The organism is Mycobacterium sp. (assembly GCF_032161845.1).
GTDB lineage: Bacteria > Actinomycetota > Actinomycetes > Mycobacteriales > Mycobacteriaceae > Mycobacterium.
In genome coordinates this window covers 1-14,364 of sequence record NZ_JAVRQA010000420.1, presented here as the reverse complement: position 1 = coordinate 14,364, position 14,364 = coordinate 1, and the positions used below count along the sequence as shown (strand labels likewise).

Sequence of the window (14,364 nt, the reverse complement as noted above, 5' to 3'; positions counted from 1 at the left end):
AGCTGCTTGAGAACTACCGGACCCTCGCGGCCGACCACCTCGAGGTGTTCGCAGGCGACAAGGGCGAGGCGAACCTCGGCCTCGACGACGCGACCTTGCGGCGCCTCGCAGACACCGTCGACCTGATCGTCGACCCCGCCGCGCTGGTCAATCACGTCCTGCCCTACAGCCAACTGTTCGGGCCGAATGTGCTGGGCACCGCAGAGCTCATCCGCATCGCGCTCACGACGAAGATCAAGCCGTTCGTCTACGTGTCCACGATGGCCGTCGGTGCGGGGATCAACCCGGCCGACAACACCGAGGACGCCGACGTCCGCATGGTCAGCGCGACCCGTCAGGTCGACGACGGCTACGCCAACGGTTACGGCAACAGCAAGTGGGGTGGCGAGGTGCTGCTGCGCGAGGCGAACGAGCAGTACGGTCTGCCTGCGTCGGTGTTCCGCTGCGACATGATCCTGGCCGACACCACCTACGCCGGTCAGCTCAACCTGCCCGACATGTTCACCCGCATGATGCTGAGCCTGGTGGCGACCGGTGTTGCGCCGCAGTCGTTCTACGAGTTGGGCGCCGACGGCACCAGGCAGCGGGCACACTACGACGGCCTGCCCGTCGAGTTCATCGCCGAAGCCATCTCGACCCTTGGCGTGCACGTACAGGAGGGCTTCGAGACCTACCACGTGATGAACCCGTACGACGACGGCATCGGCATGGACGAGTTCGTCGACTGGCTGGTCGACGCGGGCTACTCGATCCGGCGGGTCGACTCGTACGTCGAGTGGCTGCAGCGCTTCGAGACCACGCTGCGGGCCCTTCCCGACAAGCAGCGCAGCGCGTCGCTGCTGCCGTTGCTGCACAACTACCAGTCGCCCGAGCATCCGATCAACGGGTCGATTGCCCCAACGGACCGGTTCCGTGCGGCGGTGCAAGAGGCAAAGATCGGGCCGGACAAGGACATTCCGCACATCTCGGCGCCGGTGATCGTCAAGTACGTCACCGACCTGGAGCTGCTCGGCCTGCTGTAGGCAAGTCTGGACGTTGAGGTAGCGCTCACGGCGAAAAGTGCGAGAGCACGTGAACGTGGGCGCTATCTCAACGTTGGACGCTAGTTGCCGAAGCCGATCAGGCTATGCACCTGCGGCAGGGTCGCCGTCGTCGCGAAGCCGGGCGCGGCCGCGCATACCGCAGGGACGGCGTTGAGCACCTGCATGGCCGTCGCGACGTTGGCGGAGTTGACGTGCTCTCCCATCGTGGCGTCGCGTTCGAAGCTCGCCAGTGACAGGAAATGCGCCCGCATCGAGGGATCGCCCTCGATGGTCAACGTCCACCCGTGCTGTGGTTTGGGCCAGTGCTTGGGGTATTCGTTGCCGACGGTCCACAGCGTCTCGATCTCGACGAGCGGCGTGCCCTGCCGTCGGCCGACCCAGTTCCACCGCTGGCCCGCCGTCGTCCCCGCGCGCAGCACGTGATCGAAGATCTCGTGGTCGTGTTCGGCGGGAACGGCCTCGACGCTGGCCGTGACCTCGTCGATCCCCGCATGCAGCGCGTCGGCCAACAGCCACACCTGTTCGGTGAAGATCGAGCTGTTGAAGGCGAGGAAGTCGTTTGCGGTGGCGCTGATCTCGTCGACCGGATGGCCGAAGCGCATGTTGTCGAACGTGATCGCGGTGCTGTCGTAGACCGACCAGTCGGCCCGCTCCTGAAGCGTCAGCTTGTCGATGCTGCGGCTCATGCCCGACAGCGCCAGCGGTAGCGCGCCCGACAGGTTGCCGGGGTTCAGGCCGCAGCCGTGCACGCTGGTGCCGCCCTTGAGGCAGGCGGCCAGGATTCGGTCGCGGTCCCGGAGGCGAATGCGGTTGGGGTGGAACAGAAATGCCGTCGTGACGACGTTCTTGCCACTGGCCAGGATCGCGCACACCTCGTTGATGGACGTCAGCCGCGGGGTATACACCACGCAGTCGGCGTCGATGGCGAGCACGCGTTCGACGTCGGTCGTGGCCAGCACACCGATGGGCTCGCGACCGATCAGGGTGCCCGCGTCGACGCCGTCCTTGTCGTCGGAATACACCTTGACGCCCGCCAATTGGAGCCCGGAGCGGGAATCGAGGACCCCCGCCATCGCCTCCCTGCCGACCGCGCCCGTGCCCCACTGGATGATGCGATGTGCCATGCCATCACAGTCGCACGTCGGCAACCGGTGCGTCCGCGGATCCGGTCACGCGCGCCATGACGACCAGCGCGTCACGGCCACGCTGACCACGGGGCCATCCAACGCGACCCGTTGGTACTGCGAGTACTCCTGCCGCAGCGCCGCATAGCCGATCGCCATCTGCTCGCCGCTCTCGTGCACGGTGGCGACCCCATCCGCGCGGACCCACCACAGCTGCGTCCAGTCGGCGTCGTAGTGATCGACCAACAGGCTCACCCTGGGGTTGGCCGCGATGTTGGCCAGCCGCCGCAACCGGTGCGTCGACTTCCGCTTGGCGTCGACGGCGGTATAGACCGTCGCCTCATCGCCGACGATCCTGACCGCGAAGACGACGGGAACCACGTGCGGCGCACCATCCACACCGACCGTGGAGAGCACTGCGACCGGTGCCGTCGCGAACAGTGCGGCCGCGTCGTCGAACTCCGTCAACGTGAGGGCTTCTGGGGACTGACGCTCATCGGTAAGCGGGTGACGTTGATCTCGGGCTTCTTGGTCGGACGAGGCTGTTGACGCACGATGACCGGCGCCCGCTCGATCTCCGAGGCCGTCGGCGGCGGAGGAGGCGGCGGCGGTGGCGGCGGCAACGGCACGTCACTGGTCGTCGATGGGGCGGTCGAAGACGTGGGCACGGTGGAGGTCTCGCTGGCCGGCACGGTCTCGGCATCCGATGAGCCGCGGAAGGCCAGCAGGACCACCGACACGATCAGTGCGACCACCGCGATCGATACCGCCACGATCACGGGAGCGGCGTGCCCCGTCCGATACCAAGGCGTTGGCGCAGGTTTGAAGTTCCAGGTGCTGGCGTTGAACGCGTCGAACGTCCGCTCCTCCGATTCGGTGGGAGGCGCGGGTTCGACCCACTCCGGGTCCGGGTGCGGATCGTCGGCGCATTCTTCGGCGAACTCGCCGTCCACGGTGGGATCAACGTCCAACTGATCCATGTCGACTGGATCGTCGACAGGATCGTCCAACCTGGCTTCCCCCGAGGCTTCGCTGTCAGCCACCCCATGATGTTAGGTGTCCACCAGCGCGTATGTGTGACTGGTTGCCGAATTCACCCAGCGCGTCGAGGAACCTGGGCGGTCCTCCTGGAACCCATGCCGAGATGCGGGCCCACCGGTAAGGTCCGCAGCGAAGTTGGTTCGTTCACCGTCGCGACCAGGCGTAGTCACCTCTGCGCCACCGTCGCGTCTCCCGCCCATAAGAAGGTTCGCGAATGAAGAAATTGCGGCTCGCCGCCAGTGCCTTGGTTCTCGTCGTTGCGGGCGGCGTCGTCGCGTGCGCGCCACCCGAGTCGAAGGATCAGGGCGAAAAGACCTCCTCGGGTGTGAACGCGAGCGAGGCCACCTCCGCCAGCGACTTCGGCAACTTGGATGGTCTGGTGGCGGCCGCGAAGAAGGAAGGCGAGCTCAACGTCATCGCGTTGCCGCCGGACTGGGCCAACTATGGCGCCATCATCAAGGCGTTCGGCGACAAGTACGGCATCAAGGTCAACTCGGCCCAACCCGACGCCGCCAGCCAGGACGAGATCAACGCCGCCACGCAGCAGAAGGGCAAGTCCACCGCGCCCGACGTCTTCGACCTCGGACAGGCGGTCGCGCTGGCCAACACCGCGATGTTCGCGCCGTACAAGGTCGAGAAGTTCGGCGAGATCTCCGATGCGATGAAGGCCCCCGACGGCGCCTGGGTCAACGACTACGGCGGCTACATGTCGGTCGGTTACGACTCGGCCAAGGTGCCGGAGGTCAAGGGCGTCAATGATCTTCTCGGCCCCGACTTCAAGGGCAAGGTCGCGCTCAACGGCGATCCGACCCAGGCGGGTGCGGCGTTCTCCGGCGTCATGATGGTGGCCCTGAGCCAAGGCGGCACCCCCGACGACATCGCCCCAGGCGTGAACTTCTTTCAGAAGCTCAAGGCGGCGGGCAACTTCCTGCCCGTCGACCCGACCCCGGCCACCGTCGAATCGGGCCAGACGCCGGTCGTCATCGACTGGGACTACCTCAACGTCGCGGAGACCAAGAAGCTGCCGACGTGGAAGGTGATCATCCCGCCGAACGCCGCGCTCGCGGGCTACTACTACCAGGCCATCAACAAGAACGCGCCGCATCCCGCCGCGGCCCGACTGTGGCAGGAGTTCCTCTACAGCGATGAGGGTCAGAACCTGTACCTGCAGGGCAGCGCACGTCCGGTGCGGGCCGACAGCATGGTCACCGCAGGCACCATCGACCTGACCGCGTACCGGCAGTTGCCACCCGTCGACGGCGCGGCCACGTACGTCTCCCAGCAGCAGAGCGACGCCGCGAAGAAGTACCTCGAGGCCAACTGGGCGAAGGCGATCGGCTAATCGCCTCGCCCGTGCTCTGGAGCCGACTCCGCCAGTCCCTGCCGCTGCTGCCGTTCTTCGCGGTGGTCGGGATCTTCCTGATCGTGCCGACGGTCACCGTCATTGCCAGTGCGGTGATGGACGACGGCCGGTTCTCGCTCGCCCGCCTCAGTGCGCTGTTCTCCGAGACCGCGCTGACGGCGCTCGGCAGGAGTGTGTTCCTGTCGGCGAGCACCGCCGTGTTGGGCGCCGTGTTCGGCGCCTTGCTGGCATGGCTGATCGTCTCGCGGCCTGCCTCGTCGATGATCCGACGTAGCGTCATCTCCCTGTGCAGCGTGTTGGCTCAGTTCGGCGGGGTGGCACTGGCTTTCGCGTTCCTGGCGACGATCGGCCTGAACGGCGTTCTGACGCTGTGGGTGCAGGAGCACCTCGGCTGGAATCTCGCGGGGTCAGGCTGGCTGTACGGGTTGCCGGGATTGGTGTTGGTGTACACGTACTTTCAGATCCCGCTGATGGTCATCGTCTTCCTGCCCGCGCTGGAGGGTTTGCGCGAGCAGTGGCGTGAGGCCGCCGTCAGTCTCGGGGCGTCGACGTGGCAGTACTGGCGCCAAGTTGCCGTCCCGCTGCTGACACCGGCCTTCCTCGGTGCGGTACTTCTGTTGTTCGCCAACGCCTTTGCGGCCTACGCTACCGCCGCTGCCCTGGTCAGTCAGGGCAGCCCGATCGTCCCGTTGCTGATCCGCTCCGCACTCACCAGCGAGGTGGTGTTGGGCCAATCGGGCTTCGCGTACGCCCTTGCACTCGAAATGATCGTCGTCGTGGCACTCGTGATGGGCGCATACAGCCTGCTGATCCGTCGCACGTCCCGGTGGCTGCGATGACGACGCGCGTGTTCAAGGGCGCGTTGTGGGTGGCGTTCGGGTTGTTCTTCCTCTTCCCGCTGTATGCCATGGCCGACTTCTCGACGCGCAACCTGCTCAAGGGCGGCCGCACGATGGCGGCCTGGACCAACCTCGTCACCGACGACGCGCTGTATCAGTCGATCGTCACGTCGCTGCTGCTCGCGGTACTGACGGTCGTCGCGATGTTGATTCTGTTGGTGCCCACCATGATCTGGGTGCGACTGCGAACGCCGTGGGCCAAGGGCGTGATCGAGTTCCTGTGTCTGCTGCCGCTCACCATTCCCGCTCTGGTGGTCGTGGTCGGCCTCAAGAACGTCTACCTGTGGGTGACCTACTTCTTCGGGGAGTCCGCGCTGACGCTGACCTTCGTCTACGTCGTGGTGGTGTTGCCGTTCTCCTACCGGTCGATCGACGCGGCATTGTCCGCGATCGACCTCGGAACGTTGTCGGAGGCGGCGCGTTCGCTCGGCGCTGGGTGGACGACCACCATCGTGCGCGTCGTCGTCCCCAACATCTGGTCAGGTGTGTTGTCTGCGGCGTTCATCTCGGTGGCGGTCGTTCTCGGTGAGTACACCATCGCCTCGCTTTCCGGCTACCAGACGTTGCCCATCCAGATCGTCGCGCTCGGCAAGACCGACGGGCCCACTTCGGTAGCGGCGTCGTTGGCGACACTGCTGTTCGGTTTCGTTCTGCTGCTCTTACTTTCACTAGTCACCCGACGGAGGCGTCACGCATGAGCAACACGGGGGTGAGCGTCGAACTGACCGATCTCACCCGGACCTACGGCACGGTCAAGGCTCTCGACGGCCTCAACCTGCGGATGGAGCCAGGCGAGTTCATCGCGCTGCTCGGCCCGTCGGGATGCGGCAAGACCACCGCGCTGCGCATCCTCGCCGGCCTCGACCAGGCCACCTCCGGCACGGTGACCGTCGACGGTCGCGACCTGACCGCGGTGCCTGCCAACAAGCGGGACATGGGCATGGTGTTTCAGGCCTACAGCCTCTTTCCTCACCTGACCGCGTCGGAGAACGTCGAGTTCGGGCTCAAGATGCGCGGCAGCGCGAAGGGTGAACGGGGTAAGCGCGCAGCCGAGATGCTGGACCTCGTCGGGCTTTCGGAGCACGCGCACAAGTACGCCTCCGAGATGTCGGGCGGTCAACAGCAGCGGGTCGCGTTGGCGCGGGCGTTGGCGATCCGCCCGCGGGTGCTGCTTCTCGACGAGCCGCTGTCCGCCCTCGACGCGAAGGTGCGTACCCAACTCCGCGACGAGATCCGCCGGGTGCAACTCGAGGTTGGGACGACGACGTTGTTCGTCACCCACGACCAGGAGGAGGCACTCGCGGTCGCCGACCGGGTCGGCGTGATGAGCAAGGGCCGCCTCGAGCAGCTCGCCCCGCCCGCGGAGGTTTACGCGAATCCCGCCACCCCATTCGTCGCGGAATTCGTCGGCCTGAACAACCAAGTGGCAGCACAAGTTTCGTCGGGACGGGCGAGCTTCTTCGGCGCGGAGCTGCCGACGTTGACGGGGTCGATCACTTCGGGGGCCGGAACGGCGATGGTGCGACCGGAATCGGTGACGGTCACCGCGGACGACACAGGCGCGGCGACGGTCCGTTCGGTGGCCTTCCTCGGGCCGATCTCGCGGGTGTACGTCGAACTGTCCGACGGCGTCGTCGTGCATGCTCAGCTGAGCAGCTCGCAAGCCAGGGACTTCACCCCTGGGCAGCGGGTGACCGTTGGGGTACTGCCCACCGAAGTGCTAGTCGTGGCAGCCGCGAGCTGACCGTCCGAGGTCGCGGGACAGCACCAACGTGCAATCCGGCCGGTATTGGAGATGAGCCGACGCGGGCCGGGCAACACTATGATCGCGGTTCATGACAGAAGGTGAGCCTCGAGCAACGTCGTCGCAAACAGAGGCTGGTGAGCTCGCCCCACTCGATGTCGTCGGCTCCGGGATACTTCCCCCGGTCGAACTCCGAAAGCGCCGGGCCTTTTGGTTGCTCGAGCGGTTGGCGCCCTTCATAGGATCGCGGTGGGCAGTCGAGTTGTGGTGCACCCCACCGGTTCTCGAATCAAGTCTGCGCATGCCGCCTGGTGTGTCCCCGGGCAGGCCGATAGAGGCGTATTGGGATGGGCATCGGGTCGCCGGCGAGGAATGGGGCGAGGGGCCGCCGATATACCTGGTACACGGGTGGGGCGGCCAGCGGCCGCACTTGGCGATGTTCGTCAATCCGCTGGTGGGGGAGGGTTACCGGGTTATCGCATTCGATCTGCCTAGCCACAATGAATCTGAGCCGGGTGAGCTCGCGCCCGGACGTACCACTGCAACCGAGTGCGCCAACGCGATTGCGGCGATGATCGAGGACCATGGGCCCGCCCACGCGGTGGTGGCTCACTCACTCGGAGCCAACGCAACTGCATTGGCGGCGGCACAGGGAGTACACGTGGGGCGCCTGGTCTTCTTGGCGCCCATGGGCGATTTCCCCCTCTATCTCGACCTGTTCGCCGCACGCCACGGCTTCGGTCGCCGGATCCGCGCGGGCCTGCATCGCCGGCTGGAAAGGCGAATCGCTATGCCACTGCAGGACACGAACATGACGCGGGTCGGCCGACGAGCCGACTACCCGCCGCTGCTTCTCATCCATGATCCCGACGATCCGGACAGCCCGTATGCCGCCAGTGAGCGGCTGGCCGTGTCATGGCAGGGCGCACGTTTGGTGACCACGCGGGGGCTCGGCCGACTCGCTCATTATCGAATCCTGCGTCATCGCCCCGCTATTCACGCCGGTCTCGAGTTCATCGGCCGTCCCTCGGGTGATTCGATCGCCACAGAGCAACCCAACGGGTAGGGCCGCTCGCGCAACCGGAGCTTCGTCCAAGGTGATTGGCAGACGTGGGGCGGCCAATCCCTACGGATTCCCGTTCTAGACGTCCTTGACCGGCTCGATGTCGAGATCCCGGTAGGTGACGAGCGCCGCGAACGGCACGTTCCGACGCGCGAACCGGCCGGCGGCCACGTCGCCGCGGTCGACCATCGGGATCACACCGGTCACGACCGCCCCCGCCGCGACGACGCGTTCGAAGGCGATTTCGGTGGACCCGCCCGTGCTGATGACGTCGTCGACGAGAAGGACCCGAGTGCCCTGCTCGATGCGAGTGCCCTCGATCCACTGTTCGCGACCGCGCTGCTTCTGCTCCTTGCGGACCGAGAACCAGGCCTTGCCGGTCACCATCGCGATGCCGTGTGCCAGCGGGTCGGCGCCCATGGTCAGCCCACCGACGGCGTCGAATTCAATGCCGGTCTGCGCGGCGAGGTCGGCCACCGCACGGCTGACGATGGTGAGTCGCTCACCGGTGTCGATCGCGTACTTGCCGTCGATGTAGTCGTGGCTCAGCTGACCGCTGGCCAGCTTGAACGGTTCCTCGCGGCGTTCGTAACCACGGGTGCGAATCAGATCGAAGGCGGCTTGCCAGGTTTCGGGGCGCTCGGGCACGCGTTGATCGTATTGCACCTGTCGTGGCTCGGTTCCGACGTGGTTCAGCCCGTCCGGGCCCGCCTCGTCAGTTCCACCGTGGCCGACCGCAATTGGTCGTAGGAGTCGATCCGTTCGGCGTACCCGACGCGGGTGTAGGCCACGCCGCGCTCAGTGATCACCTTGAGATCGAGTCCGTACCGGTCGGCGCCGGTGCAGGTCGCCGCGGTGGTGTCGGGGTAGCCGCCGAGCGTCCTGGCCATGGCGGCCAGGGCCTCGGCGTGATCGGCGTTGAGGTGCTCGATGGCGCCTGCCGCGCCGGCTTGGACCGGATCTGGCTCTGCGGCCGCGTAGTCGGGGCCCGTTGCCGAGTCCATCCGGCCGTAGCCGCCGACCCAGCGGACCCGGTCGACCCGCAGCACCCACAGCGTGAAGTCGCTGTAGTCGACGTAGTACTTCGCCGCAGGAACGGCGTCGAGGTGGGCCTGCCGGGCGGCAGTGAACTCATCGCCGGTCGGCCGTTCCGCGACACCGGCCAATGTGATCCGTGAATTGGCCAGCGGATCGCTGTCCGTCGCGGCGGCGACGATGGCGATGCTGGCCCTTGGGTCTGCGGCCAGGTTGCGGCCGTGCTCGGCGAGGTTGGACACACACAGGACGGGCGCACCGCCATGAAGGCCGTAGGTGACGAAGGACGCCCACGGGTCGCCCGCGGCGGTCAACGTGGCCAGCGTGCCGGTGTTGGTCGACGCCGCGATCGTGCGCGCCTCTTCGGCGGCCGACGGACGGGTCGCGTCGACGGGTGGCGTCAAGGGAGGCGGAATCGACGGGGCGTCGCCAGGATCGCCGTGGTCGCGCAACGAGCGTTCAGCGTCGGTGGATGCCACCGGCGAACCTTACCGCCGCGACCGTTCGGCGTGCTTTCGGACGGTCGTCGGCAACGGAATTTTGACGTCACAGCAGTTTCGTGTGAGACAATCAGTTATTGGTATTTTACCAGCTCAGGCGTTAATTTTTGCTGAAAAGAGGGGGTCGTGCCGAACCCCATGCTCCGCGTTTTGCTCGCCTTCAGCGCGCTCATTGCAGCGTTGCTGATGGCTGGCGCGGGAGCAGGTGCCGCGGCCGCCGACCCGGACGATCCCGGTCCCAGCTCCGAGCCGGATCCCGGGGGTGAAACCACCGCTCCCACCGAACCCGAGCCGACGACCGGACTTCCCCCTGCGACGCCTCCGAGCATCTTCGACATCCCCCAGACGATCGCCAATCAGCTGCGCGACATGCTCGGCAGACCCCTCAGCATCTTCGGCAACGGCAGGGTCCCCGGCACGCACACCGTCCCCGACGCGACCCAACGCAAGCGCGACAAGCCGGCCAAGAAGGACGAGCCGAAACCCGACCTGACGCCGCCCGACCCAACCGCACCCGCGCCGGCCCGAAGGAACACCAGCACCGTCGAAGTCACCCTTCCCTTCGCCGCGCCGATCGTCGTTCCGGTGCCGTCCGTCCCGGTGCCTGGCTACGAGACCGTGCGGTGGTCGCTCGATCTCACCGACCCGAATGCGGCCTTCACGTCGGTCGGGCAGACCTTGAACACGGTGAACTCGCTGCTATCGGACGCCTACGCCCCGTACAACCCGTTCAAGCCGCCCGCGCCCCAGCCGAAGCCGGCGCCGACGTTCCGGATCCTCGAGGAGGAGCCGAGCGTCGTCGACGCCGACGGAGCCGCCGCTACGCCGTTGGCCGGTGGGTCCAGTGGGTCCTCGAACCTTCCCGTGCTGCAGGCGCCCGTGGCGGTGCCGCGGGTCCGCGTGGCTGTCCCACACCCGGTCAGCGGGTCGGCTCCCCCGGTACCGCGGGAGCCCAGTGTGGGCTCAGCGGGCGCACGGGCGCCGGAACCGCGGGGCGCCGTCGCGCAGCCGGGTTCGATGCCCGCCGAGCAGTTGCCGCCCAGCGGATCCGCCGCCGCGATGGGCAACCCCGCGCCGCGTGAGGGGTACCCGCGGTATCTGCGGTCGGCGCGCGTCAATCAGATGGCGGCGGTCGCGCTGCCGGGGCTCGCAGGTCTGATCGCCATCACCGCCAGCGGCGGCGTGATCGGATACCGGCAAGCCAACTCGGGGCGCTACCTACGGACCGCAGCCGCCCGCTTCCTCCAGTGAGTATCGTCCGGCGATGGAGATTTCCTAGTGGGCTCGTCAGTGGTCGATCCCGGCGGAGTCCAGTGGACCGTGCGCCGACGCTGGTATCCATGGCGCAGGGCGCTGTCGCTGCGCGATCTGTGGTCTTCGACGCCCGGCGGGAAGAAGGCCGGCGGGGAGGAGGCCGACGGGAAGAAGGCCGAAGCGGACGCCGACGAGGCGACGGGCGCCGAGGAGTCAGCGCTTCCGAAGAACTTCCTGCTGAAGGTGTTCGTCATCGTCACCGCGGCGGCCGTCTGGGTCGTCTACGGCGCGGGCAAGTTGCTCTTCTACACGGTCGTGGTGCTGCTGTTCCTCGCCGGCTCCCTCGTCGAGCTGGCCCTCGCGGTGCTCGTCATGCCAATCACGTTGCTACTCAGACTGATTGGTCAAGCTCGCTGGCCCGTCGAGATCGGCCGCCATGGCGAGCACTTCGGGACGCGCCACGCCGGTGACTTCGCCGCCGCGGGAGAGCTGCGCGACAAGCTGATCACCGAGATCGGCAGTGGCGTGCTGCCCGCCGCCGAGAAGGCTTCGGCCGGCTGATTCGAAGTCGCTGACCGTGGGTAGCTTTGAAGACTGATGACTCAGGCGATGAACCTCCCATTCGATCAATGGCTGCCGACGCGACGGTGGTACGCCGGCCGCGGCCGTGACCTCGCAGGCGTGCGGGTCGGTGAGGTGATCACGCTGCGCGATGGCTTCGACCTCGTGCTCCTCGACGCCGACTACGCGGACGGCACATCCGCCAGATACCAGTTGCTGGTGCGATGGGACGACGAACCCGCCGACGGCGACGTCGCGACGATCGGCGTCTCGGGCACCCGCACGGCCCACGATGCGCTCTACGACCCGTCGGCAGCCCACCACCTGCTGTCGCTGGTGGATCAGTCCGCGTCGGTGGGACCGCTGCGCTTCGTCAAGGAACCGGCGGCGCAGCTTCCCCTTGACGCCACCGGACGGGTGATCGGCGCCGAGCAGAGCAACACCAGCATCGTGTTCGGGGACGCCGCGATGTTCAAGGTGTTCCGCCGCGTCACCCCGGGCATCAACCCCGACATCGAGTTGAATCGCGAGTTGGCCCGGGCCGGCAACCCGCACGTGGCGCGGCTGCTCGGATCGTTCGAGGCGACGCTCGACGGTCAGCCGTACTCACTGGGCATGGTCACCGAGTTCGCCGCCAACTCATCCGAGGGCTGGGACATGGCGACGGCCAGCACGCGCGACCTCTCCGCGGGCGCCGACTTCACCGCGGAGTCCTACCGGCTTGGCGAGGCGGTGGCGTCCGTGCACCGCACGCTGGCCACGACGCTCGGTACCGTGCGCGAAGAGTTCCCCGTCGACGCCCTTCTGCAGCGACTGAGCGCGGTGGCCGCGATGGTGCCTGCCGTCGAGCAGTACCGAGCGCTGATCGAGGAGCGTTACCGCGAGCTGGCCGGGGAGTCGCTCACCGTGCAACGTGTGCATGGCGACCTTCACCTCGGTCAGGTGCTCCGCACGCCCGAGCGGTGGCTGGTGATCGACTTCGAGGGCGAGCCGGGGCAACCGCTCGACGAACGGCGCAGGCCGGACTCACCGCTGCGCGACGTCGCGGGGATGCTGCGGTCCTACGAATACGCGGCGTATCAACGGCTGGTCGACGGCGCCGAGCAGAACGACGACCTGGCCGCGCGGGCCAGGGACTGGGTAGACCGCAACTGCGGGGCGTTCTGCGACGGCTATGCCGCCGAGGCGGGCACCGACCCTCGGCACTTCGCGGCACAGCTCGCGGCATACGAACTCGACAAGGCGGTGTACGAGGCCGGTTACGAGGCCAGGTACCGCCCGACCTGGTTGCCGATCCCGATGGCGTCCATAGCCCGGCTCGTCGGCCGATAGCCGCCAGCGGGGTCTGACCCGCAGCAGTCTCACCGCCTGTTCACAGGTTGCTCGAATGTCGCAGTGCCTCACTGTTCGGGTGACGCAACTGCTGGGGACGTTGGCTCTGCCCGCCGACGCCCCCGTCGAGGAACCGGATTCGCACCGGGTCTCCGCCGTCACCAGGGACCGGGTTGGCCTGGGTCTTCTGCTTGCCGCGACCGCCGTCCTGTACCTGTGGAACGTCACGATCAACGGCATGGCCAACCCGTTCTATGCCGCTTCGGCCCAGGCGGGCTCCAGCGACTGGAAGGCGTTGCTGTTCGGCTCGCTCGATGCCAACAACTTCATCACCGTCGACAAGCCGCCGCTGTCGCAGTGGGTGATGGGCCTTTCCGGCCAGATGTTCGGCTTCAGCAGCGCCAGCATGCTCGTCCCGCAGGCGCTGATGGCCGTCGCCGCCGTGGCCCTGCTGGCCGGGGCGGTGCGGCGGATCAGCGGACCCGGCGCAGGCCTGCTGGCGGGCACGGCGTTGGCGCTGACCCCGGTCGCGGTGCTGATGTTCCGTTTCAACGACCCCGACGCGGCGATGGTTCTGCTGATGACGGCCGCGGCCTACTGCACGGTGCGCGCTCTGGAACGAGGCTCGGCCAGGTGGCTGGCGGGAGCCGGGGTCGCGCTCGGGTTGGCGTTCCTGGCCAAGATGCTCGAAGGCACCATGGTGCTGCCCGCCATCGGCGCCGCCTACCTCGTCGCGGCGCCGGTTCGGCTTCGCCTCCGCGTCCTGCACCTGTCCGGTGCGGCGGTGGCCTTCGTGGTATCGGCTGGCTGGTTCGTCGCGCTGACGATGCTCTGGCCCGCGGCGTCGCGGCCGTACCTGGCCGGGTCGACGGACAACAACTTCATGAACCTGGTGCTCGGCTACAACGGTCTCGCCAGGGTGCTGGGCCGCGGGCACTTCACGTTCGACCTTCCGTCCGGCGCGCCCATCGGGATGGCCACCCTCGGTGGCTTCGGAGGGCGATCGCAGGGCCTGACGCGGTTGCTGTTCGGCGAATTCGGCTTCGAGATCGGCTGGCTGGTGCCCGCGGCACTGCTCGCGACCGTACTGACGGTCGTGGCGCGCGGCAGGCTCCCGCGCACGGACCTCGTTCGTGCAGGCGCGGTGCTGTTCGGCGGCTGGTTCCTGGTCGACGGACTGATCCTGAGCTTCATGCACGGCACGATTCACCCGTACTACAGCCTGTCCATCGCGCCGCCCGTCGCGGCGGTCTTCGCGATTGGCGTGCAGCAGATGTGGGCCCGTCGCGCGACGCTCTGGTGCCGGATCGCCCTGGCGGCCACCCTTCTGGCGGCGGGCGTGTGGGGGTGGTGGCTGCTCGACGGTAGCGCCGTGTCCTCACCCATGTTGAGGTGGGCGATCCTG

15 protein-coding genes are annotated in these 14,364 nt (G+C 67.4%); 10 read left to right on the top strand and 5 right to left on the bottom strand.

The window, feature by feature from the left end:
• A partial coding sequence (locus QOD90_RS22850; protein WP_526353348.1) for a thioester reductase domain-containing protein occupies positions 1-1,022 on the top strand: 1,022 nt, incomplete at its 5' end.
• Positions 1,023-1,102: 80 nt separating this feature from the next.
• On the opposite strand, the gene QOD90_RS22845 is transcribed toward QOD90_RS22850, so the two are convergent.
• The 3 genes from QOD90_RS22845 to QOD90_RS22835 are packed head-to-tail and all read right to left on the bottom strand — an operon-like array spanning position 1,103 to position 3,210.
• Complete coding sequence (locus tag QOD90_RS22845; RefSeq protein WP_526353346.1) at positions 1,103-2,167, bottom strand: dihydrodipicolinate reductase; 1,065 nt, start codon at positions 2,165-2,167, stop codon at positions 1,103-1,105.
• A gap of 45 nt (positions 2,168-2,212) precedes the next feature.
• Positions 2,213-2,635, bottom strand: coding sequence for a TIGR03668 family PPOX class F420-dependent oxidoreductase (locus QOD90_RS22840; RefSeq protein WP_526353344.1), 423 nt, complete (start codon positions 2,633-2,635; stop codon positions 2,213-2,215).
• Complete coding sequence (locus tag QOD90_RS22835; RefSeq protein ID WP_526353342.1) at positions 2,632-3,210, bottom strand: hypothetical protein; 579 nt, start codon at positions 3,208-3,210, stop codon at positions 2,632-2,634. Before QOD90_RS22835 ends, QOD90_RS22840 begins: the two co-directional genes overlap by 4 nt.
• Positions 3,211-3,422: 212 nt before the next feature.
• On the opposite strand from QOD90_RS22835, the gene QOD90_RS22830 reads away from it, so the two are divergent.
• The 5 genes from QOD90_RS22830 (at position 3,423) to QOD90_RS22810 (ending at position 8,280) form a co-directional block, all read left to right on the top strand.
• The gene (locus QOD90_RS22830; RefSeq protein ID WP_526353340.1) at positions 3,423-4,550 is read left to right on the top strand and encodes an extracellular solute-binding protein; all 1,128 of its coding nucleotides are present in this window, start codon (positions 3,423-3,425) and stop codon (positions 4,548-4,550) included.
• An 11-nt stretch (positions 4,551-4,561) separates the two neighbouring features.
• A complete protein-coding gene (locus QOD90_RS22825) occupies positions 4,562-5,410 on the top strand; it encodes an ABC transporter permease (protein ID WP_526353338.1) in 849 nt (282 codons plus the stop codon).
• Entirely contained in the window at positions 5,407-6,168 is a 762-nt protein-coding gene (locus tag QOD90_RS22820; RefSeq protein WP_526353336.1) for an ABC transporter permease, read from the top strand. Before QOD90_RS22825 ends, QOD90_RS22820 begins: the two co-directional genes overlap by 4 nt.
• On the top strand, positions 6,165-7,214 hold the full coding sequence (locus QOD90_RS22815) for an ABC transporter ATP-binding protein (RefSeq protein ID WP_526353334.1): 1,050 nt from the start codon (positions 6,165-6,167) through the stop codon (positions 7,212-7,214). The genes QOD90_RS22820 and QOD90_RS22815 overlap by 4 nt, the downstream gene beginning before the upstream one ends.
• A gap of 91 nt (positions 7,215-7,305) precedes the next feature.
• Positions 7,306-8,280, top strand: coding sequence for an alpha/beta fold hydrolase (locus QOD90_RS22810; RefSeq protein WP_526353332.1), 975 nt, complete (start codon positions 7,306-7,308; stop codon positions 8,278-8,280).
• Positions 8,281-8,355: 75 nt separating this feature from the next.
• Here the strand turns inward: QOD90_RS22810 and pyrE are convergent, their stop codons facing one another.
• Together pyrE and QOD90_RS22800 are read right to left on the bottom strand one after the other, a co-directional pair.
• Positions 8,356-8,925 carry an orotate phosphoribosyltransferase gene (pyrE, locus tag QOD90_RS22805; RefSeq protein ID WP_526353330.1) on the bottom strand — a complete coding sequence of 190 codons (570 nt, stop codon included), beginning with the start codon at positions 8,923-8,925 and terminating at the stop codon, positions 8,356-8,358.
• Positions 8,926-8,969: 44 nt separating this feature from the next.
• Positions 8,970-9,791: a HugZ family pyridoxamine 5'-phosphate oxidase gene (locus QOD90_RS22800; RefSeq protein WP_526353329.1), complete on the bottom strand. Its 822-nt coding sequence runs from the start codon at positions 9,789-9,791 to the stop codon at positions 8,970-8,972.
• Between the two features lie 147 nt (positions 9,792-9,938).
• On the opposite strand from QOD90_RS22800, the gene QOD90_RS22795 reads away from it, so the two are divergent.
• The 4 genes from QOD90_RS22795 to QOD90_RS22780 all read left to right on the top strand — a co-directional run.
• Positions 9,939-11,063, top strand: a complete 1,125-nt coding sequence (locus QOD90_RS22795) for a hypothetical protein (RefSeq protein WP_526353327.1) — start codon at positions 9,939-9,941, stop codon at positions 11,061-11,063.
• 27 nt (positions 11,064-11,090) lie between these two features.
• A complete protein-coding gene (locus QOD90_RS22790; protein ID WP_526353325.1) occupies positions 11,091-11,627 on the top strand; it encodes a hypothetical protein in 537 nt (178 codons plus the stop codon).
• 48 nt (positions 11,628-11,675) lie between these two features.
• On the top strand, positions 11,676-12,959 hold the full coding sequence (locus tag QOD90_RS22785) for a maltokinase N-terminal cap-like domain-containing protein (RefSeq protein WP_526353350.1): 1,284 nt from the start codon (positions 11,676-11,678) through the stop codon (positions 12,957-12,959).
• A gap of 55 nt (positions 12,960-13,014) precedes the next feature.
• Positions 13,015-14,364: ArnT family glycosyltransferase (locus QOD90_RS22780; protein ID WP_526353323.1), on the top strand; the 1,350-nt coding region annotated here is incomplete at its 3' end.

Coding starts and splice junctions, on each gene's coding strand:
- QOD90_RS22845 (WP_526353346.1), bottom strand. CDS start 2,167: ATGGCACATCGCATCATCCAGTGGGGCACGGGCGCGGTCGGCAGGGAG.
- QOD90_RS22830 (WP_526353340.1), top strand. CDS start 3,423: ATGAAGAAATTGCGGCTCGCCGCCAGTGCCTTGGTTCTCGTCGTTGCG.
- QOD90_RS22820 (WP_526353336.1), top strand. CDS start 5,407: ATGACGACGCGCGTGTTCAAGGGCGCGTTGTGGGTGGCGTTCGGGTTG.
- QOD90_RS22815 (WP_526353334.1), top strand. CDS start 6,165: ATGAGCAACACGGGGGTGAGCGTCGAACTGACCGATCTCACCCGGACC.
- QOD90_RS22810 (WP_526353332.1), top strand. CDS start 7,306: ATGACAGAAGGTGAGCCTCGAGCAACGTCGTCGCAAACAGAGGCTGGT.
- QOD90_RS22785 (WP_526353350.1), top strand. CDS start 11,676: ATGAACCTCCCATTCGATCAATGGCTGCCGACGCGACGGTGGTACGCC.